This window comes from Streptomyces triticisoli, assembly GCF_003270085.1.
Lineage (GTDB): Bacteria > Actinomycetota > Actinomycetes > Streptomycetales > Streptomycetaceae > Streptomyces > Streptomyces triticisoli.
In genome coordinates, this window is record NZ_QFDQ01000118.1 from 1 (window position 1) to 21,404 (window position 21,404).

14 protein-coding genes are annotated in these 21,404 nt (G+C 71.8%); 9 read left to right on the plus strand and 5 right to left on the minus strand.

Features of this window, described 5'->3' with window-relative positions; all coding sequences use genetic code 11:
• The coding region (locus DEP02_RS17905; protein ID WP_500299470.1) for a coiled-coil domain-containing protein at nucleotides 1–1,763 on the plus strand (1,763 nt) is incomplete at its 5' end.
• A 69-nt stretch (nucleotides 1,764–1,832) separates the two neighbouring features.
• Here the strand turns inward: DEP02_RS17905 and DEP02_RS17910 are convergent.
• The gene (locus DEP02_RS17910; protein WP_112468570.1) at nucleotides 1,833–2,384 is read right to left on the minus strand and encodes a hypothetical protein; all 552 of its coding nucleotides are present in this window, start codon (nucleotides 2,382–2,384) and stop codon (nucleotides 1,833–1,835) included.
• Between the two features lie 419 nt (nucleotides 2,385–2,803).
• On the opposite strand from DEP02_RS17910, the gene DEP02_RS17915 reads away from it, so the two are divergent.
• From DEP02_RS17915 to DEP02_RS17935, 5 genes are read left to right on the plus strand one after another with little or no spacing between them, the layout of a single operon-like run.
• Nucleotides 2,804–5,701: a sensor histidine kinase gene (locus DEP02_RS17915; RefSeq protein ID WP_112468592.1), complete on the plus strand. Its 2,898-nt coding sequence runs from the start codon at nucleotides 2,804–2,806 to the stop codon at nucleotides 5,699–5,701.
• Nucleotides 5,698–6,132 carry a roadblock/LC7 domain-containing protein gene (locus tag DEP02_RS17920; protein WP_112468572.1) on the plus strand — a complete coding sequence of 145 codons (435 nt, stop codon included), beginning with the start codon at nucleotides 5,698–5,700 and terminating at the stop codon, nucleotides 6,130–6,132. Before DEP02_RS17915 ends, DEP02_RS17920 begins: the two co-directional genes overlap by 4 nt.
• A 9-nt stretch (nucleotides 6,133–6,141) precedes the next feature.
• Complete coding sequence (locus DEP02_RS17925) at nucleotides 6,142–6,537, plus strand: DUF742 domain-containing protein (RefSeq protein ID WP_112468574.1); 396 nt, start codon at nucleotides 6,142–6,144, stop codon at nucleotides 6,535–6,537.
• 24 nt (nucleotides 6,538–6,561) lie between these two features.
• On the plus strand, nucleotides 6,562–10,200 hold the full coding sequence (locus DEP02_RS17930) for a hydantoinase B/oxoprolinase family protein (protein ID WP_112468576.1): 3,639 nt from the start codon (nucleotides 6,562–6,564) through the stop codon (nucleotides 10,198–10,200).
• A complete protein-coding gene (locus tag DEP02_RS17935) occupies nucleotides 10,181–10,786 on the plus strand; it encodes a GTP-binding protein (protein WP_112468578.1) in 606 nt (201 codons plus the stop codon). Before DEP02_RS17930 ends, DEP02_RS17935 begins: the two co-directional genes overlap by 20 nt.
• Nucleotides 10,787–10,855: 69 nt before the next feature.
• Here the strand turns inward: DEP02_RS17935 and glpK are convergent, their stop codons facing one another.
• A complete protein-coding gene (gene glpK, locus DEP02_RS17940) occupies nucleotides 10,856–12,376 on the minus strand; it encodes a glycerol kinase GlpK (RefSeq protein ID WP_112468580.1) in 1,521 nt (506 codons plus the stop codon).
• A gap of 278 nt (nucleotides 12,377–12,654) precedes the next feature.
• On the opposite strand from glpK, the gene DEP02_RS17945 reads away from it, so the two are divergent.
• Nucleotides 12,655–13,191, plus strand: a complete 537-nt coding sequence (locus DEP02_RS17945) for an NUDIX domain-containing protein (RefSeq protein ID WP_112468582.1) — start codon at nucleotides 12,655–12,657, stop codon at nucleotides 13,189–13,191.
• A 2-nt stretch (nucleotides 13,192–13,193) separates the two neighbouring features.
• On the opposite strand, the gene DEP02_RS17950 is transcribed toward DEP02_RS17945, so the two are convergent.
• A complete protein-coding gene (locus DEP02_RS17950) occupies nucleotides 13,194–15,560 on the minus strand; it encodes a glycoside hydrolase family 31 protein (RefSeq protein WP_112468584.1) in 2,367 nt (788 codons plus the stop codon).
• A gap of 211 nt (nucleotides 15,561–15,771) precedes the next feature.
• Here DEP02_RS17950 and DEP02_RS17955 point away from each other — a divergent pair, with 211 nt between their 5' ends.
• Both DEP02_RS17955 and DEP02_RS17960 read left to right on the plus strand, forming a co-directional pair.
• Nucleotides 15,772–17,739 carry an acetoacetate--CoA ligase gene (locus DEP02_RS17955; protein ID WP_112468586.1) on the plus strand — a complete coding sequence of 656 codons (1,968 nt, stop codon included), beginning with the start codon at nucleotides 15,772–15,774 and terminating at the stop codon, nucleotides 17,737–17,739.
• Between the two features lie 133 nt (nucleotides 17,740–17,872).
• Complete coding sequence (locus tag DEP02_RS17960) at nucleotides 17,873–18,766, plus strand: DUF8829 domain-containing protein (protein ID WP_112468588.1); 894 nt, start codon at nucleotides 17,873–17,875, stop codon at nucleotides 18,764–18,766.
• Nucleotides 18,767–18,835: 69 nt separating this feature from the next.
• Here DEP02_RS17960 and ptsP read toward each other — a convergent pair whose 3' ends face one another.
• A complete protein-coding gene (gene ptsP, locus DEP02_RS17965) occupies nucleotides 18,836–20,506 on the minus strand; it encodes a phosphoenolpyruvate--protein phosphotransferase (protein WP_112468594.1) in 1,671 nt (556 codons plus the stop codon).
• Nucleotides 20,507–20,583: 77 nt separating this feature from the next.
• Nucleotides 20,584–21,033, minus strand: coding sequence for a PTS sugar transporter subunit IIA (locus DEP02_RS17970; protein WP_112468590.1), 450 nt, complete (start codon nucleotides 21,031–21,033; stop codon nucleotides 20,584–20,586).
• Between the last annotated feature and the right edge of the window lie 371 nt (nucleotides 21,034–21,404).

Sequence of the window (21,404 nt, forward strand, 5' to 3'; positions counted from 1 at the left end):
AGGACCGGCGCGCCGCCCAGCGCGCTGCCGACGACGCCCGCCGCACCGCCCGCGCGCTGCGCGCCGAGCGCTCCGAGGTCGCCGGCGCCCCCGACGACGTACCCGAAGCCGACGGGGACACGCCGAAGGCGTCCCTGCCGGCCCTCCGCGAGGCGTACCGGGCCGCCTCCCAGGTGTACGAGAAGGTCGGAGTCGGCGCCGACCTGCGCGCCGAACAGGCCCGTGCGGAGAGCGACGAGAGCGCGGCCCGCGCCGAACTCGACCGCCTCAGCAACAAGGTCCGCACGCGCGCGGAGCAACTCCTGCGGTCCCCCGACGGCTCCGACGGGCCGTCCCGGCAGGCCGCCGCCGCCCGCGCGGAGGAGCTGGTGCAGCTCCTGGAGACCCGCATGTCGTCCGCGAGCGAGCAGCTCGGCCGGCTGCGCGGCGAGGCCGAGCGGCACGCCCCCGAGGACGGCGAGGCACACACCGAGCTGCCCGAGGAACTGCTCCCGCGCGACGCCGAGCACGCCCAGGCCCTGCTGCGCACGGCCACCGCCGAACTCGTCTCCCGCACCGAGGCGTTGACCCAGGCCCGCGAGGCGCACGCCGAGTTGCTTCAGGCCCACCGCGTCGCCGAGGAGGCGGCGAGCGGCTTCGACGAGATCGCCGCCATGCTCCGCGACCTGCTGCGCGATCACAACGGTGACGAGGAGCAGGAGGAGCCGGAACCGTACCCGGGCAGCCCGGAGGCGGCCCGTCAGGCGGCCGCCGAGGCCCGCCGGTCGCTGCGCGGCTGCGCCGCCGACCTGTCCGCAGCCGAGGCCGCCGTGCGCGAGGCGAGCGACGTCCTCGTCCGGCACGCCAACTCCACCCGCTACGAGCAGGTGCGCACCCCCGCCCGGCAGCAGATCCGCGAACTGCCCGCCTCCGCCCTGCCCGAGCACGCCCAGCGGTGGGCCGAGGCCTTCGCGCCCCGACTCCGGGTCCTCACCGACGAGCTGGAGCAACTGGAACGCAACCGGGACTCGATCGTGGACCGGCTGCGCGGGCTCGTCGAATCGGCACTCGCCACGCTCAGGTCCGCCCAGCGCCTCTCCCGCCTGCCCGAGGGCCTGGGCGAGTGGTCCGGGCAGGAGTTCCTGCGTATCCGCTTCGACGAGCCCGACCAGGCCACGCTCGCCGAGCGCCTGGGCGAGGTCATCGACGAGGCGACCCGGGCCGCTGTGAGGAAGAATTCCGACCTGCGGCGCGACGGCATGTCCCTGCTGCTGCGCGGAGTCGCGGCGGCGCTGCAGCCCAAGGGCGTGGCCGTGGAGATCCTCAAGCCGGATGCCGTACTGCGCGCCGAGCGCGTACCCGTCGGGCAGATGGGCGACGTGTTCTCCGGCGGTCAGCTGCTCACCGCGGCCATCGCCCTGTACTGCACCATGGCCGCCCTGAGGTCGAACGACCGCGGCCGCGACAGGCACCGTCACGCCGGCACACTGTTCCTGGACAACCCCATCGGGCGCGCCAACGCCACCTATCTGCTGGAACTCCAGCGGGCCGTGTCCGACGCCCTCGGCGTCCAGCTCCTCTACACCACCGGTCTGTTCGACACGACGGCCCTGGCGGAGTTCCCGCTGGTCATCCGACTGCGCAATGACGCCGACCTGAGGGCCGGGCTGAAGTACATCAGCGTGGAGGAACACCTGCGTCCCGGCCTGCCGCAACAGACTCCGGCGGGGGAGTCCGTGCACAGCGAGATCACGGCGACCCGGATGTTCAAACGCCCGGCATGACCGCCACGGGCCGCCCCTGACCAGGTCGGCGCCCTCGGGTGGCCGCAGCTCGCCTGTGGCCACCCGTCCCTAGGGGTGCGACAGCTGTCCCGTGCCGCCCCGTCGGCGTATTCGCTTCCGTGTCCGCTCGGCAGCCCGCTCCTCCCGCCGTGCCCGGCGCCGCTCGCGCCGCAGGGCACGCGCGGTGCTGCTCGGTACCGAGACCACGCCGTTGCGCTGGTTCCACACCTGGCGGGTCACCCATACGTCGAGCGCCGCCCAGGTGGCCACCACCGTGCCGGCCACGCTGCTCAGGACCATCGGGAACGCCAGCCAGGACTCGGCCATGGTGCACAGAAACGCCACCACGGCCAGTATCAGCGTCACGGCGATGATGAGCACGGCGCGCACGGCTGCACCCCGCACCGGGTCGGGCATCCTGCGCCGCCGCGCGGGCTCCTCGACCCACAACGGCTTGTAGGCGGGCTGCTCGGCCGGTCCGTCCGCGACCACCGAGGGCCCGTAGGCCTCCCGCCGACCGCCGACGGCCGCCGGAATGTCGTGATCCGGCGCCTGAGGCGCCCGTCGCGCCGGCGCCGTACCGCCGTCGGCGACTGTCTTGTGCCGCTCCGCCGTGCCCATCAACGTGTCACTCCCCACCGCCGGCAGACCGCTCGCCCCAGGTGTCCGAAGAACCGGCCTCCCAGCGACTGCCCGGCTTGCGCTGTTTTACGCCGCCCGGGTGTGGGCTGCGGCTCCTGTGGCCGATTCCGCCCCCATTTCCCATGGAGTAGGACGAACGAGACGTCCCGAAGATTCCCGGCCGGAGAAAGAAATCGGTCAACCATCGAGGGCGGCCGCCCTGTTGAGGTACACCCGTCACCACCATGTTCCGGACCACCATCGCCCATAATGTCCGACAACTCGCCATTTCTCGCCGCCGGTACGGAAGTTCAGCCTCCGGACGACTCTTCGAGTTGACTGTGTGTCGGTAGTAGGCTCGCGCCGTTTGTTGACGCACATGTGTGCCCCCGACCGTGGGGGTCGAGCTGGGGGAGGCCATGCGCTTTCGCGGGAAGTCCATCCGCCGGAAGATCGTGGCGCTGCTTCTCGTGCCGCTGCTGTCCCTGACCGCGATCTGGGCGTTCGCCACGGTGATCACCGGACGCCAGGCGACCCAGCTGTTCAACGCCTCGTCCGTGGTGGAGAAGGTCGCCTACCCCACCGAGGACACCGTTCGAGCCCTGCAGCAGGAGCGCCGCCAGACCCTCGTCCACCTCGCCGACCCCCGCGCCTCCGACGGCCTCGCCGCGCTGCGGCGCAACCGGGCCGCCACCGACGACGCCATCGCCAAGATCCGTGCGAACGTGGAGAACCCCGACGCCCAGGACGCGTTGGACGCGGGCAGCGACGGACGCCTGACCGCCGTGCTGGACGCCTTCGACGGGATCGACTCCCTGCGCCGCAGCGTCGAGGACGGAACCGTCGGCCGCGCCCAGGCACTCGATCTCTACAACCGCCTGATCGACCCCTGCTACGTACTGCTCGCCAACCTCCACGTCGTCGACGACGTCAACCTGGACAAGCAGTACCGCGCCCTGGTCAACCTCGCCCGGGCCCGCGAACTCCTCTCCCGCGAGGACGCGTTGCTCGGCTCCTCCCTGGTCGTCGGCACCCTCACCCGCGACGAGAGCCGCCACGTCTCCGACCTCGTCGCCCAACGCTCCGTGCTGTACGACGCCAACCTCCCGCTGCTGCCCGTCTCCGAACGCGGCCACTACGACCGCTTCTGGCAGAACGCCGCCTCCGCCCCGCTGCGCACGGCCGAACAGGCTGCCGTCTCCACCGTCTCCGGCAAACCCCGAGGCGTCAGCGCGCAGAGCTGGGACACCGTCGCCGGAGACGTCCTCGACGCACTCGGCACCCTCGACGACGAGGCGAACGACCGCTTCCAGGACCGCGTCCGTCCGGTCGCGATGGACGTCGTCCTGCGCGCCGCCGTCGCGGGCGTCCTCGGTCTGATCGCCGTGCTGGTCTCGCTCGTGCTGTCGGTGCGCGTCGGCCGCGGCCTCATCCGCGACCTCGGACAACTCCGTCTGGAGGCCCACGAGGCGTCCGGCGTCCGGCTGCCCAGCGTGATGCGCCGTCTGTCGGCCGGCGAGCAGGTGGACGTGGAGACCGAGGTCCCTCGTCTGGAATACGACAAGAACGAGATCGGCGAGGTCGGCCAGGCACTCAACACCCTGCAGCGGGCCGCCGTCGAAGCCGCCGTCAAACAGGCGGAACTGCGCGCCGGAGTCTCCGAGGTCTTCGTCAACCTCGCCCGCCGCAGCCAGGTCCTGCTGCACAAACAGCTCACCCTCCTCGACGCCATGGAGCGCCGGACCGAGGACAGCGGGGAACTGGCCGACCTGTTCCGTCTCGACCACCTGACCACCCGGATGCGTCGGCACGCCGAGGGCCTGGTGATCCTCTCCGGCACCGCCCCGTCCCGGCAGTGGCGCAAACCCGTGCAGCTGATGGACGTCGTACGCGCCGCCGTCGCCGAGGTCGAGGAGTACGAGCGCATCGAGGTCCGCCGGTTGCCGCGGGTCGCGGTCACCGGCCCCGCGGTCGCCGACCTCACCCACCTCGTGGCCGAACTCCTGGAGAACGCCACGGTGTTCTCGCCGCCGCACACCGCGGTCCAGGTCGTCGGCGAACGGGTCGCCAACGGCTTCACCCTGGAGATCCACGACCGGGGTCTGGGCATGACCGCGGAGGCGCTGCTGGACGCCAACCTGAGGCTCGCCGAGACACCGGAGTTCGAACTCTCCGACACCGACCGGCTCGGACTGTTCGTGGTCAGCCGGCTCGCCCAGCGGCAGAAGGTCCGGGTCTCGCTCCAGCCGTCCCCGTACGGCGGCACCACCGCGGTCGTGTTCATCCCCGACGCCCTGCTGACCGACGACGTTCCGGACACCAACGGTGTCGGCTTCCGCCTCGACCGGGAGCGGCCCGTACGGAAGGCCGACCGGGAGGACGGCCGCAGGGCAGCCCTTTCCCAGGCGCCCGTGCGGCTTCCGGGACTGCCCGCCTCGGTCCTGGACGGACCGGTGGAGCTGGAGGCCCCCGTCGACCTGGACGCCATCGAGGGTTTCCCCGGCGTGCTCGACGAGGAGGGCGGCGAGCGAGGCGGGCTGTTCCGCCCGCGCCGTGTGCCGGCCCGGCAGAAGCCGAACGACGGCGCGCCCCGCCCCCTGGACGAGCACCGGCGGAGCACCGGCCTGCGCGGCACCCCGGAGGGCAAGCGCATCGGCGAGGCCGGCGAGGACGAGGTCCTGGATCTCCCGGTCCCGCTGCCGCGGCGCCGGACACCCAAGCTGGTCAGCTCCCACGGGCGCCCGGTCACCGAGCACCGCTCCCGGCGCGAGGCGGCCGACGACAAGGATCCGGCGAGCCGCGGCCGATCCGCACGCGAGCCGGCGGCCCCGCTGCCGGTCCGCCGCCGTGGCGAGCCTCCGCTCGGACCGGCCACCGCCGAGGCCGACCGCCCGGGTGGACACGGCACCACACCGGCGTCCCCGGCCGCAGACGAGGGGCCCCGGCAGGCTCCCGCCCTTCCGCAGCGCACCCGCCGCGCCGCACTAGCCCCCGGCGGCCCGGACGACGCCGAGCACGGCCCCGCCGACGCGTCCGGCGAGCCCGTACCCGAGCCCGCACCCGACCCGGGTGCGCTGCCCCGGCGGGTGCGACAGGCCAGCCTCGCCCCGCAACTGAAGCAGGGCCCGAAGCGGCGCACCCAGGACGGCCCCGAACCCGTCGAACGTGACGCCGACGAGGTACGCAGCCGTATGGCCTCACTCCAGCGCGGCTGGCAGCGCGGCCGTGAGGAGAACGCCGCGGGCGACCAGGCCCCGGGCGGCAGCACAGCGCAGGGAACGACCGCACAAGGAACGACCAAGGGGGACGGACGATGACCGCACCGAAGACGACCGGCCGCACCGCGACCGACAAGGCGGCGCTGAACTGGCTCCTCGACGACCTCGTGGACCGGGTCGCCGGCATCCGCAAGGCCATCGTCCTGTCCGGGGACGGTCTGCCCACCGGCGTGTCCAAGGACCTGACCCGGGAGGACAGCGAGCACCTGGCCGCCGTGGCCTCGGGCTTCCACAGCCTCGCCAAGGGCGTGGGCCGGCACTTCGAGGCGGGCAGCGTCCGGCAGACCGTCGTCGAACTGGACGAGGCCTTCCTGTTCGTCACCGCCGCCGGCGACGGCAGCTGTCTGGCCGTCCTGTCCGACGCCGACTCCGACATCGGCCAGGTGGCGTACGAGATGACCCTCCTCGTCAAGCGGGCCGGCGCGCATCTGGGCGCCGCTCCGCGCACCGATGTGCCCTCGGACGGGTAGTGGGATGACATGAGCGCAGACGGTCAGGCAGGAAGCCACTGGTTCGACGACGAGGCCGGACCGGTGGTCCGCCCCTACGCCATGACACGCGGCCGCACCAGCCATGCGGGCCGGCACCGCCTGGACCTGATCGCGGTGGTCGTCACGGAACCCGACGTGGCCGACCCGGAGGCGGACCACGCGCTGGCGCCGGAACACGTGGCCATCGTCGGACTGTGCCGCGACACCCCGCAGTCGGTCGCCGAACTCGCCGCGGAGCTCGACCTGCCCGTCGGCGTGGTGCGCGTCCTGATCGGCGACCTCGTGGACGAGGAGTACGTGCACGTGACGCGTCCGGTGCCCCCGGCTCAGCTGCCGGACGAGAGCGTCCTGCGCGATGTGATCAACGGCCTGCGGGCGCTGTGAGCGGTGCGGAAGCGTGGTGATGAGATGACAGGCTGGCAGTTCTGGGTCGACCGGGGCGGCACGTTCACCGACATCGTCGCGCGCCGCCCGGACGGCCGCCTGGTCACGCACAAACTGTTGTCCGACAACCCCGCGCGGTACGCCGACGCGGCCGTCGCGGGCGTCCGCGCACTCCTGGACGGCTCCGGCGATCCCGTGGAGTCGGTCCGCATGGGCACCACCGTGGCCACCAACGCCCTGCTGGAGCGGACCGGCGAGCGGACCGTCCTCGTCGTCACCCGCGGCTTCGGCGACGCCCTGCGCATCGCCTACCAGAACCGCCCGTACATCTTCGCCCGCCGCATCGAGCTGCCCGAGCTGCTGTACGAACGGGTGCTCGAGGTCGACGAGCGCATGGCCGCCGACGGCACCGTCCTGCGCGCCCCTGACCTCGACGCCCTCGCCGGGCCTCTCCGGCAGGCGTACGACGACGGAATCCGCGCCGTCGCCGTGGTCTGCCTGCACAGCCATCTGCACCCCGCGCACGAACGAGCCGTCGGCGAGCTGGCGGCCCGCGTCGGCTTCCCGCAGATCTCGCTGTCCAGCGAGGTCAGCCCGCTGATGAAGCTCGTCCCGCGCGGCGACACCGCGGTCGTCGACGCCTACCTGTCGCCCGTACTGCGCCGCTACGTCCAGCACGTCGGCGACGAGCTCGACGGCGTACGGCTGATGTTCATGCAGTCCAACGGCGGGCTCACCGAGGCCGGGCAGTTCCGCGGCAAGGACGCCATCCTGTCCGGGCCCGCGGGCGGCATCGTCGGCATGGCGCGCATGTCCCGGCTCGCCGGCTTCGACCGGGTCATCGGCTTCGACATGGGCGGCACCTCCACGGACGTCTCCCACTACGCGGGCGCGTACGAACGCGTCTTCACCACGCAGATCGCGGGCGTGCGGCTGCGCGCCCCCATGCTGGACATCCACACCGTGGCCGCCGGCGGCGGCTCGGTCCTGCACTTCGACGGCTCCCGCTACCGCGTCGGCCCGGACTCGGCGGGCGCCGATCCGGGCCCCGCCTGCTACCGCGGCGGCGGCCCGCTCGCCGTCACCGACGCCAACGTGATGCTCGGCCGCGTCCAGCCCGCCCACTTCCCCAAGGTGTTCGGCCCCGGCGGCGACCAGCCCCTCGACGACGCACTCGTCCGCGAACGCTTCACCGCCCTCGCCCGCGAGATCCGTGAGCGGACGGGCGACGACCGCACCCCCGAACAGGTCGCCGAGGGCTACCTGCAGATCGCCGTCGCCAACATCGCCAACGCCGTCAAGCGGATCTCCGTGCAGAAGGGCCACGACGTCACCCGCTACGCCCTGACCACCTTCGGCGGCGCGGGCGGACAGCACGCCTGCATGGTCGCCGACTCGCTCGGCATCCGTACGGTCCTCGTGCCGCCCATGGCGGGCGTCCTGTCCGCGCTCGGCATCGGCCTCGCCGACACCACGGCCATGCGGGAGCAGTCCGTCGAGGCACCCCTGGAGCCCGCCGCCATGCCGGGCGTGCTGAAGACCGCCGACGACCTGGAGGCCGCCACCCGCGCGGAACTGCGCGCCGAGGACATCCCCGAGGAGCACATCCGCGTCACCCGCCGCGCCCAGCTCCGCTACGACGGCACGGACACCGCCCTCACCGTCGAGCTGGCCGAACCCGCCACCATGCGGCACGCCTTCGAAGAGCGTCATCGCGCCACGTACTCCTTCATCCTCGACCGCCCGATCGTCGTCGAAGCCCTCTCCGTGGAAGCCACCGGCATCACCGAACCCCCCGATCTGTCCGCCCTCGCCCCGTACCAGGCCGCCCGAGCGGGCCGCTCCACCGCCCCGGAGACCGTCCGTCTCCACACCGGCGGCGCCTGGCGCGACGTACCCCTGCACCGCCGCGAGGACCTGCCTCCCGGCGGCACCGTCACCGGCCCCGCGATCATCACGGAGGCCAGTGCGACGACCGTCGTCGACGACGGCTGGCGGGCCGCGGCGACCGACGACGGGCATCTGCTTCTGGAACGCGTGGTGGTTACGCAGAGTTCCGGCCTCGGCACAGAAGTCGATCCGGTTCTACTGGAGGTGTTCAACAACCTCTTCATGTCCATCGCCGAGCAGATGGGCGCCCGGCTGGAATCCACGGCCCAGTCGGTCAACATCAAGGAGCGCCTCGACTTCTCCTGCGCCCTGTTCGACCCGGACGGAAACCTGGTGGCCAACGCCCCGCACATCCCCGTGCACCTGGGCTCGATGGGCACCAGCGTCAAGGAGGTCGTCCGGCGCCGCGGCCCCCGGATGCGGCCGGGGGAAACCTACGCGGTCAACGACCCGTACCACGGCGGCACGCACCTGCCGGACGTCACCGTCATCACCCCGGTCTTCGGCGCGGACGACACGCAGGGTGACCGCGTCCTGTTCTACGTCGCCTCCCGCGGTCACCACGCCGAGATCGGCGGTATCGCGCCGGGCTCCATGCCGGCGGACAGCCGCACCATCGAGGAGGAGGGCGTTCTCTTCGACAACTGGCTGCTTGCCGAGAACGGCCGACTGCGCGAGGAGGAGACCCTCCGCCTCCTGACCGGCGCGAGGTATCCCTCCCGCAGCCCCGAGACCAACCTCGCCGACCTGCGCGCCCAGATCGCCGCCAATCAGAAGGGCGTGGACGAGGTCGCACGCATGATCGACGACTTCGGCCTCGATGTCGTCCAGGCCTACATGCGGCACGTCCAGGACAACGCCGAGGAGGCCGTCCGCCGGGTCGTCGACGCGCTGGACGACGGGGAGTACGCCTACGAGACCGACTCGGGAGCCGTCATCCGGGTCCGTGTCCGTGTGGATCGCGGGCAGCGGTCGGCGACGATCGACTTCACCGGCACCTCCTCGCAGCTCGCGACCAACTTCAACGCCCCGTTCTCCGTGGTCAACGCGGCCGTGCTGTATGTCTTCCGCACCCTGGTCGCCGACGACATCCCGCTCAACGACGGCTGTCTGCGCCCGCTGAAGATCGTCGTACCGCCCGGCTCCATGCTCTCTCCCGAGCCGCCGGCCGCGGTCGTCGCGGGCAACGTCGAGACCTCCCAGGCGATCACCGGAGCGCTGTACGCGGCGCTCGGCGTCCAGGCGGAGGGCTCGGGGACGATGAACAACGTCACCTTCGGCAACGAGCGCCACCAGTACTACGAGACCATCGCCTCCGGCTCCGGCGCGGGCGACGGCTTCCCCGGCGCGAGTGTCGTCCAGACGCACATGACCAACTCCCGGCTCACCGACCCCGAGGTCCTCGAATGGCGGCTGCCCGTGCGGCTGGAGGAGTTCGCGGTCCGTCACGGCAGCGGCGGCGCCGGCCGGTGGCGCGGCGGAGACGGTGCGGTACGCCGGATCCGCTTCCTCCAGGCCATGACCGTCTCCACGCTCTCCCAGCACCGCAGGGTCCCGCCCTACGGCATGGCGGGTGGTGAGCCCGGCGCGCTGGGCGCGGGCCGGGTGGAGCGCGCGGACGGCACGGTCGTCGAACTCGGCGGAAGCGACTCGGCGGACGTCGCCCCCGGCGACGTACTCGTCGTCGAAACCCCAGGCGGCGGAGGGTACGGCCCACCGCCGCCCGAACCCCATCGAGCAGGAGAAGAGATCGATGATCCTCGGCCGTTCTGAGCGCGGCAAACCCCCGGTCGAGCCCGTCACGCTCAAGATCCTGGTGGCCGGCGGCTTCGGCGTGGGCAAGACGACCCTGGTCGGCGCGGTCAGCGAGATCAGGCCGCTGCGCACCGAGGAACTGCTCACCGAGGCCGGGCGGCCGGTCGACGATCTCAGCGGCGTGGAGGGCAAGCACACCACCACCGTGGCCATGGACTTCGGCCGCATCACGCTGCGCGAGGACCTGGTGCTGTACCTCTTCGGGACGCCCGGGCAGGAGCGGTTCTGGTTCATGTGGGACGAGCTGACCGAGGGAGCGCTCGGCGCGGTCGTGCTGGCCGACACCCGGCGCCTGGAGGACTGCTTCGCCGCCGTCGACTACTTCGAGCGGCGCTCCATCCCCTTCCTCGTCGCCGTCAACTGCTTCGAGGGGGCCGCCCGCTATCCCGAGGAGGCCGTCCGTCAGGCCCTCGACCTCGACGACGACGTCCCGCTGCTGCTGTGCGACGCCCGCGACCGCGAGTCGGTCAAGGAGGTCCTCATCGGGGTCGTCCAGCACGCGATGGCCTACGTCGCGGATCGTCGGCAGGCCGCTGCCACGTGACCTCGCACGCACGGTCCGTACCCTCCGCCGGCCGGGTTACGGGCCGCGTGCTCCGGCACACGCGCGTGGCTAGTCCTCGCCGTCCTCCAGCCAGCCGAAGCTCTTCTCCACGGCCTTGCGCCAGTTGCGGTACTCGCGGTCACGGACCGACGCCTCCATGGACGGAGTCCACTCGGCGTCCATCTGCCAGTGCGACTTCAGCTCGTCGAGGTCGTTCCACACTCCGGTGGCGAGCCCGGCCGCGTAGGCGGCACCCAGGCAGGTGGTCTCGGAGACCCTGGGGCGGATCACCGGCACGTCGAGCACGTCCGCCTGGTGCTGCATGAGCAGGTTGTTCTTCGTCATGCCGCCGTCGACCTTCAGGGTCGTCAGCCGCACCCCGGAGTCCTGGTACATCGCGTCCACGACCTCGCGCGTCTGCCAGCTGGTCGCCTCCAGCACCGCCCGCGCGAGGTGCGCCTTGGTGACGTACCGGGTCAGGCCGGTGACCACCCCGCGCGCGTCCGAACGCCAGTACGGTGCGAACAGGCCGGAGAACGCGGGCACGATGTACGCGCCGCCGTTGTCCTCGACGCTTGCCGCCAGCGGCTCGATCTCGTCCGCCGTACGGATGATGCCGAGCTGGTCGCGGAACCACTGCACCAGCGCGCCCGTGATGGCGATGGCGCCCTCCAGGCAGTAGACCGGCGCCTCGTCACCGATCTTGTAGCCCATGGTGGTGAGCAGGCCGCTCTTCGACGGCACCGGCCGACTGCCCGTGTTCAGCAGCAGAAAACTGCCGGTGCCGTACGTGTTCTTCGCGTCGCCCACGTCGTAGCAGGCCTGGCCGAACACGGCCGCCTGCTGGTCGCCCAGGGCGGACGCCACCGGCACGCCGGCGAGCTGGCCGACGGCGGTCCCGTACACCTCGGAGGAGGACCTGATCTCGGGCAGCATCGCCTCGGGGACGTTCATGGCGGACAGGATGGACTGGTCCCACTGGAGGGTCTGGAGGTTCATCAGCATGGTGCGGCCGGCGTTGGTGACGTCGGTGACGTGCCGGCCGCCGTCGGTACCGCCGGTGAGGTTCCAGATGAGCCAGGAGTCGATCGTGCCGAAGGCGATCTCGCCGCGCTCGGCGCGGTCGCGCAGGCCGGGCACGTTGTCCAGCAGCCAGGCCGCCTTGGGGCCGGAGAAGTAGCTGGCGAGTGGCAGGCCGGTCTGCTCGCGGAAACGGTCCTGCCCGTCGGAGCCGCCCAGCTCGTTGCACAGCGCCGCGGTGCGGGTGTCCTGCCAGACGATCGCGTTGTGCACGGGCTTGCCGGTGGCGCGGTCCCACAGGACCGTCGTCTCGCGCTGGTTGGTGATGCCGAGCGCGCTGAGCTGGTCGGTGCGCAGCCCGGCCTTGGCGATCGCGCCCGCGACCACCGCCTGCACCCTCGACCAGATCTGGGTGGCGTCGTGCTCCACCCAGCCCGGCTTGGGGAAGATCTGCCGGTGTTCGCGCTGATCCACGGCGACGATGGAGCCGCTGTGGTCGAAGATGATGCAGCGGCTGGAGGTGGTGCCCTGGTCGATTGCGGCCACGTACTTCTCGGCGTTGTCCGTCATGGCTACCCCTTGGGGAGTGGAGAAGCGGCCGAGGGCCGGGACATGTCATCCCCTGCGCCCTCACTGGTGCCAGTTTGTCCCACATTGGCATAAAACAGCGCGAGATGGGTGACAGGCGGCCCGTGCAGGAGCAGGCCGCGGCGGTACGCCGTTACGTCTGCCGGACGACCGCGTCCGCGCTGCTCACGGCGGCTCCCGGGCCCCGGCGTCCTCAGCCGGCGGCAGGGCACCGCCGACTGACGGAAGACGGCCTTCTTCCGATCGGATACAGTCCGCGCGTGTCCGAAAACCAATGCTCGGCTGCCAACTCCGTAGCGCACTCCCACTGTTCGAGCTGTGGAGCGGCCTACGGAGAGGACATCTCCGGCTGGCCCCGCACCTGCCCGGCCTGTGGCACCGTGGCCTACCGCAACCCGCTGCCGGTCGCGGTGGCCCTCCAGCCCGTCTACGACACCAAGGGCACCGCCCTGGTCGTCATCACGCGCACCATCGCCCCCGCGCGCGGGGGCACGGCCCTGCCGGGCGGCTACATCGACGACCGTGAGGACTGGCGGCAGGCCGTCGTCCGCGAGCTCAAGGAGGAGACCGGCATCGACGCGGCCGCCCGCGAGGTGCGGCTCGCCGACGCGATGAGCTCGCCCGACGGGCATCTGCTGCTCTTCGGGCTGCTGCCGGAACGTCCCGTCGAGAGTCTGCCGCAGTTCAGTGCCACCGACGAGACGGAGGGCCGGCACCTGCTGCGCAGGCCCGTCGAACTCGCCTTCCCGCTGCACACGCTGGCCGTCCGCGCCTGGTTCGAGGGCCGGTACCTCTGAGCTCAGCCCTCGGCCGGTCCCCGTACGCGCAGCGGCCGGGGCGGCTCGCCCACGCCGTTCTCCCGCTCGAGCTCGACGGCCACCCGCCCGCCCCGCAGACGGGTGGTGTAGCACTCGGTCTCCGGGTCCTCCCAGCCGTCGCCCGCGTCCGGCACCACCAGTCCGCCCCCGGTACGTCCCCGGGCGGGCGCCCACACTTCCAGCTCCAGACCGCCGTCCTCACCTCGCACGGGGATCACCGCACCCGCGCGCGCGAACACCGGAATCCGCGAGAGGGGGGCGTCGACCAGCACCTGTCCCGGCCCCTCGTACGCCCGTTCCGTGACCGTGTCGTACCAGCGGCCCCGCGGCAGCCGCACCGCCCGCCGGCTCGCGCCGGGTTCGAGCACGGGCGCCACCAGCAGGCTGTCGCCGAGCAGGAAGGCGTCCTCGCAGTCCCGCAGGGCGCGATCCTCCGGCGTGCCCCACCACAGCGGCCGCACATAGGGCGCACCGGTGCGCCGCGCCAGATGCGCCAGCGTCACGAAGTACGGCAGCAGACGCCGGCGCTCGACGAGCGCCACACGCGCGTGCCGAAGGACCTCCGGACCGAACTCCCACGGCTCCCGGCGCCCCGCCCACAGGCCTGCGTGCGTCCGGAACAGCGGCAGGTACGACCCCAGCTGGAACCAGCGCACATACAACTCAGGTGAGGGACTGCCGTCGAACCCGCCCACGTCCGGGCCGGAGTACGGCACCCCGCACAGGCCCAGCCCCAGGACCAGTGACAGCGACGCCCGCAGCCCCGGCCAGCCGGTCGCCACATCCCCCGACCAAGTGCCGCCGTAGCGCTGCAGCCCGGCCCACCCCGAGCGCGAGAAGACGAACGGCCGCTCCTCGGGCGTCAGGTCGCGCAGCCCCTCGTAGCCGGCCCTGGCCATGCACAGCGCGTACACGTTGTGCGCCTCACGATGATCGCCGCCCCGGCCCTCCAGGGCGTGCCGGGCCGACCGGGGCAGGGTCGTCTCACCGAAGGCGGCGAACGATGTCGGCTCGTTCATGTCGTGCCAGAAACCGGCGAACCCCTGGGCCAGCCGCTCCCGGTACAGCCCGCCCCACCACTGCCGCACACGCGCGTGCGTGAAGTCCGGGAAGACCGCCTCCCCTGGCCACACAAGGCCCCGCACGACGTTGCCCGAAGCGTGCCGCACGAAGGCGCTACCGGCAGTTCCCTCGTCGTACACGGCGTTGCCCGGTGCCGCCTTCACCGCGGGGTCGACGATGGACACCAGCCGGATCCCGTCCCGCCGCAACTCCTCGGCGAGCACCGGCAGCTCCGGGAAGCGGTCCTGGTCCACGGTGAACACCTGGTGCGCGGCGTAGTGGTCGATGTCCAGGTGCACCGCGTCCAGCGGCAGACCGTGCTCGCGGTAGCCCGCGACGATCCGCCGCACCTCTTGCTCACCGCCGAAGCCCCACCTCGCGTGGTGATGACCGAGAGCCCACGCGGGCGGCAGCGCGGCCGCCCCGGTGAGCGAGGCCCAGGTCTGCGCCACACGCGCGGGGGTGCCGACGATCACCCAGCAGCGCAGCGGACCGCCGGTCATCCTCAACTCGCTCGTCCCGGCCAGGTCGTGGCCCGAGCCGACACCCTCCTCGCCCTCCCGCAGCGTGACCGTGCCGTCCCAGGAGTTGTCGTGGAACACCAGGTGCGTCCCCGCGTCGGCCACGACCAGCTGGACCGGCATGGTGACGTACAAGGGGTCGTCACCGGGCCCGAAGGCCCGGCCGGGATCGGTGTTCCACAGACGGTAGGCGCCGTCACGCAGCCGCGGCCCCGAAGCCCGGCCGCCCAGACCGAAGAACCGCGCGTCGGCCGCCACCTCCGACCGCTGCGACCAGCGCGCGGGGCCCCCGCCCACCGGCTCCCACCACCGGGGCGGCAGGTCGCGGCGCAGCGGCACACCCCCCGGCGTGCGTACCTCGACCGCGCCGTACCGCGACACGGCGACGGTGACCCGCTCGGCCACGACCCGCCAGCCGCCGTCCTTGTCCGGCTCCAGCACCGCGCGCGGGTCCGGGTCCGGACAGCGGCCGGCGAGCGCGTACAACGGCTCGGGCCCGGCCCCGTCCCAGCCCCAGAAGACGGCACCGTTCACGGCGACAACAATGCGCAGCTCCGAGCGGCCGAAGCGCACGACGCCACCCCCGCACCCGGGCTCCGCGTCCCGCACCGCACCGGGCACCCGCGCGCGTTCGGGCCCCCGCGGCGGCAGACCCCTGGCGTCGGCGCGCCGCCTGCGCCAGGCGGCCCGGACGGTCCGCAGCCCCTGGGCCGCCCCGGCCGAACCGACCGCCTTCACCGAACGCACCAGGTCACGACCGCCCATGCTGCTCAGCCTGCCATTGACAGCCGCCCGCGGGCACCCCGTTCAACTGCCGTTCACCTGTGCCGTGACCACATCTCCGCCACGCGGACCATGTGCGGTGCACCCTGGTGCGGAAGTCGATCACATGGCATCGTCCGTGTCAGCCGCGTCACGCGCACACCCAGCACGTGCGCGGACCGACGCACACGACGCGCACAGCCCGGGAGCAGCCATGTCGACCGTGAACCCCCTGCCGCTCTGGCAGCCCGATCCGCAGCGGATCGCCCAGGCACAGATCACGAAGTTCCAGGCCTGGGCGGCCGAGCACCACGGAGCCCCGGCCGAGGGCGGCTACACGGAACTGCACCGCTGGTCCGTCGACGAGCTGGACACCTTCTGGAAAGCCGTGACGGAGTGGTTCGACGTACGGTTCACCACGCCCTACGCGCGCGTGCTGGGCGACCGCTCGATGCCCGGTGCCCAGTGGTTCCCGGGCGCGACCCTGAACTACGCCGAGCACGCCCTGCGCGCGGCCGCCACCCGCGCCGACGAACCCGCCCTGCTGTACGTCGACGAGACGCACGAACCGTGCCCGGTGACCTGGTCCGAGCTGCGCCGCCAGGTGGGCTCCCTGGCCGCAGAGCTGCGCGCCCTGGGCGTACGCCCAGGAGACCGGGTCAGCGGCTATCTGCCGAACATCCCCCAGGCCGTCGTCGCTCTCCTGGCCACGGCCGCCGTGGGCGCCGTCTGGACGTCCTGCGCTCCCGACTTCGGCGCCCGCAGCGTCCTCGACCGCTTCCAGCAGGTGGAACCGGTCGTCCTGTTCACCGTCGACGGCTACCGCTACGGCGGCAAGGAGCACGACCGCCGCGACGCCGTCGCCGAACTGCGCCGCGAACTGCCCACCCTGCGCGCGGTCGTCCACATCCCGCTGCTGGGTACCGATGCCCCCGAAGGCGCCCTGGACTGGGCCGGCCTGACCTCCGCCGACGCGGACCCCGTCTTCGAACAGGTGCCCTTCGACCATCCCCTGTGGGTGCTGTACTCCTCCGGCACCACCGGCCTGCCCAAGGCCATCGTGCAGTCCCAGGGCGGCATCCTGGTCGAGCATCTCAAACAGCTCGGCCTGCACTGCGACCTCGGCCCCCGGGACCGCTTCTTCTGGTACACGTCGACCGGCTGGATGATGTGGAACTTCCTCGTCTCCGGCCTGCTGACCGGCACGACGATCATCCTGTACGACGGCAGCCCCGGATACCCCGACACGGGCGCCCAGTGGCGGATCGCCGAACGCACCGGAGCCACGCTGTTCGGCACCTCCGCCGCGTACGTGATGGCCTGCCGCAAGGCGGGAGTGCGTCCCTCCCGCGACTTCGACCTGTCCCGGGTGCAGTGCGTCGCGACGACCGGATCGCCGCTGCCGCCGGACGGATTCCGCTGGCTGCACGACGAGGTCCGCGACGACCTGTGGATCGCCTCCGTCAGCGGCGGCACGGACGTATGCTCCTGCTTCGCGGGAGCCGTACCGACCCTCCCGGTCCACATCGGCGAGCTCCAGGCCCCCTGCCTCGGCACCGACCTGCAGTCGTGGGATCCCAGCGGCACACCGCTGGTCGACGAGGTCGGCGAGCTCGTGGTCACCAACCCCATGCCGTCGATGCCGATCCACTTCTGGAACGACCCCGACGGCAGCCGCTACCACGACAGCTACTTCGACATGTACCCCGGAGTGTGGCGCCACGGCGACTGGATCACGCTGACCTCCCGAGGCTCGGTGATCATCCACGGTCGCTCCGACTCCACGCTCAACCGCCAGGGCGTGCGGATGGGCTCCGCAGACATCTACGAAGCCGTCGAACGCCTCCCCGAGATCAAGGAATCCCTGGTCATCGGCATCGAGCAGCCCGACGGCGGCTACTGGATGCCCCTCTTCGTGCACCTCGTCCCCGGAGCCGTCCTCGACGACGCGCTGCTGGGCCGAGTGAAGCAGACCATCCGTGAACAGCTCTCTCCACGGCACATTCCCGACGAGATCATCGAGGTGCCCGGCATTCCGCACACCCTCACCGGCAAGCGCATCGAGGTCCCGGTCAAGCGCCTCCTGCAGGGCACACCGTTGGAAAAGGCGGTCAACCCCGGCTCGGTCGACGACCTCGGCCTGCTGCGCTTCTACGAGGACCTGGCCCGCAAACGCGCCTGAGCGGCCCGGTCACCCGGCGCAGGTGGCCCTCGGGCTTCACCGAGCACGGCGGTGAAGCCCGAGGCCATCCCCGTTGTCAGTCGATCCGGTTACTGTGAGTGAGCATTGATCGACTGTGCAGACAGGGGGAAACATGGCGCACACCGACCACCGAACCATGCGACGCGTCCTGCGCCGGGAAATCGCCGGCACCATCGGCCTGCTCACCGACGAACAGGACTTCCGCGCCATGCGGCGCTACCGCAGCTTCACCTTCGACGACCACACCACCTACCTGCGACAGGTCGAGACACTCCTCAAGACCGTCGCCGAGCAGGGCGGCCACACCACGGTGGCGCTCTTCGACCCCGAGGAATACGGCGAATACTGCGCGGAAACCGGCCTCGATCCGGACACCCCGTCCAGCCGCGCCCGCTACACCGCCGAACTCGCGACCACGGGCCCCACGCTGCCCTACGACGGACAACCCCTCGCGGAACTCGTCCCCGACCTCGTCGACGAGGCCGTCCGCCAGGCAACCTGGGAGTACGCCTCCACCCTCCTCGCCCGGCTCGGTCCCTGCGCCGGCTGCGGCGAGAACATCGGCCGCGCCGCCTTCGCCCGAGCCACGGACCTCCTCGTCCGCATCCTCGACACGGCCCCACCGGGCAACCGCCACCTGGTGTGCAGCGTCACCGGCACACCCGAAACCCTGATCGCCGTCCTCCACGCCGACGACGAGGACGCCGACGCCGCCCACCTCGACGAGGCCGAAGCCCTCGAATTCACCACGGTCCTCGCCCTCGGCATCGCCACCGGCAGCCCCGGCGGACTCGTCATGCGCACCACCGCCCCCGGCACAGCCGACCGCATCTACGGCTGGCGCCTGCGCGCCGACGGCCTCGACCCCCTCACCGCGGGCGAAGTCTTCGACGCCTACTGCACCGACATCGAATCCGGTGACCTGATCTCCCCGGAATCCGGCGTCGACTACAGCGAGCCACCCGACCTCGGAGAGGAAGGACCAGCTGCGCGGCGCCGCCACTGAACGCCCGAGGGGCGCTCCACCGCAAGTGGAGCGCCCCTCGGCAAGCCGCAGGCGAACAGCGCGGCTGTGTCACTCGCCGGAAAGCACCGCCTGAGCCGCGTCGCGCGCCTCCTCGGCGGTGTCCGCGGCCCGTGCCGCGGCCGCCGCACGCTCGCACTGAGCCAACGTGTGCTTCGCCAGTGTCGCCCGTACATAAGGAAGCGACGCCGCACCCATGGACAGGGAGGTGACACCCAGACCCGTCAGCACACAGGCCAGCAGCGGATCGGAAGCGGCCTCACCGCAGACACCGCAGCTCTTGCCCTCGGCCTTCGCCGCCTCGGCGGCCATCGCGACCAGGTCCAGCAGCGCGGGCTGCCACGGGTCCTGCAGCCGGGACACCGCACCCACCTGCCGGTCGGCCGCGAAGGTGTACTGCGCGAGGTCATTGGTCCCCAGCGACAGGAACTCGACCTCCTGCAGCACCGAACGGGCCCGCAGCGCGGCGGACGGGATCTCCACCATCGCACCGAACTTCGCCCGCAGCCCCGCCGCACGGCACGCGTCCGCGAACGCCTTGGCATCCGTCCGGTCCGCCACCATCGGGGCCATCACCTCAAGGTAGACCGGCAGGCCCTCGGCCGCCTTGGCGAGCGCGGACAGCTGGGTGCGCAGTACTTCCGGGTGGTCGAGCAGCGTCCGCAGGCCCCGCACACCGAGAGCCGGGTTCGGCTCGTCGGCCGGCGTCAGGAAGTCCAGCGGCTTGTCCGCACCCGCGTCCAGCACGCGCACGACCACTCGGCCCTCCGGGAAGGCCTCCAGGACCTGTCGATAGGCCTCGACCTGCTTCTCCTCGGACGGCGCGCTCTTGCTGTCGTCCAGGAACAGGAACTCGGTCCGGAACAGCCCGACACCCTCGGCACCGGCCTCCACCGCCGCCGCCACGTCCGCAGGGCCGCCAATATTCGCGAGGAGCGGCACCTTGTGACCGTCGGAGGTGGCACCCGGACCGATCGAGGCGGCCATCGCGGCCTTGCGCTCGGCGGCCGCGGCCTCCAACCGCGCCTTCCTCTCGGCACCGGGGTTCACGAAGACCTCGCCGGTGCTTCCGTCCACGGCGATCACCGTGCTCTCGGCCAGTTCGACGGCGCCGGGCAGCGCCACCACGGCAGGCACACCCAGTGCCCGCGCCAGAATCGCGCTGTGGCTGGTCGGCCCGCCCTCCTCGGTGACGAAGCCGAGGACGAGGGTCGGGTCCAGCAGCGCCGTGTCCGCCGGCGCCAGGTCACGGGCGACCAGGACATACGGCTCGTCACTGTCCGGCACACCCGGCATCGGCACACCGAGCAGACGAGCGACGATACGGTTCCGCACGTCGTCCAGATCGGCCACCCGGCCCGCGAGGTACTCACCCGCACCGGCCAGCAGCTCCCGGTAGGCGGCGAACGCGTCGTACACCGCGCGCTCGGCCGTACTGCCGACGGCGATACGCCGCTCGACATCAGCGATCAGCTCGGGATCCCGCGCCATCATGGCCTGCGCCTCGAGCACCGCCTGGGCCTCGCCCCCCGCCAGATTGCCGCGCGCCATGAGGTCGGCCGCCACGGCCTCCACGGCCTGACGGGCGCGCCCCTGTTCACGCTCCGCCTCGTCCGCCGGGATCTGCTTGGCAGGCGGCTCCAGCACCGCCGTCCCCATGTGCCGAACCTCGCCGATCGCCACTCCGTGGCTCACACCGACGCCTCGCAGCGTTGTCTCCATCTCACCCGTCTCCATTAGTGCGGCGGGTCCCGCCGCCGCGATGGTTGTTCTGTACGCCCCTCAGGAAGGCAGTGGTGTCACTTCCAGGTGAAGAGACTGTCGCCCGCCTTCACATCGCCGTCCTCGCGAAGATCGGAGAGGGAGTCCGCGGTGGCCTCCAGGGCCACGACCGGGCACACGGGGGACTTGCCGGCGGCTTCGACGGCGGCGGGGTTCCAGTGCACCACGGCCTGGCCGCGCGTCACCGTGTCGCCCTTGCTCACCAGCAGCTCGAAGCCCTCGCCGTTGAGTTGCACGGTGTCGATGCCGAGGTGAGTGAGCACCCCGTGCCCCTGCTCGTCGACGACGACGAACGCGTGCGGGTGCAACGAGATGATGACTCCGTCCACGGGGGCCACGACGTCGGCGGGCTCGCGTACGGGATCGATCGCCGTGCCGGGGCCGACCATGGCCCCGGAGAAGACCGGATCCGGCACGGCCGCCAGTCCGATGGCGCGCCCTGCGAGCGGGGACGTCACGGTGGTCATGGGAAGCCTCCCAGGGGTGGAGATTCATTTGTGCCGTCACAGCACTGCCTGTCCCGGACGGCGCGGTGTACAGCAGGGTATGCCACGGTGGTCTAGACCACCAAGCCGATCGGTTTGCACCTGCTCCGGGACCCATGTAGAGTCATACCCCTGCTCGGGGGATGAGTGACGCGACCGCGCGTCTGTGTCCGGCAGCACCCAACTTGTCAGATCCTATCTCGGGATCCCCTTCTGCATGTCCGCAGGATGGTGGTCAAAGAGACCGGAAAACCCTGATAGAGTCTGGATCACCGAAGGGAAGCGCCCGGAGGAAAGCCCGCGAGGGTGAGTACGAAGGAAGCGTCCGTTCCTTGAGAACTCAACAGCGTGCC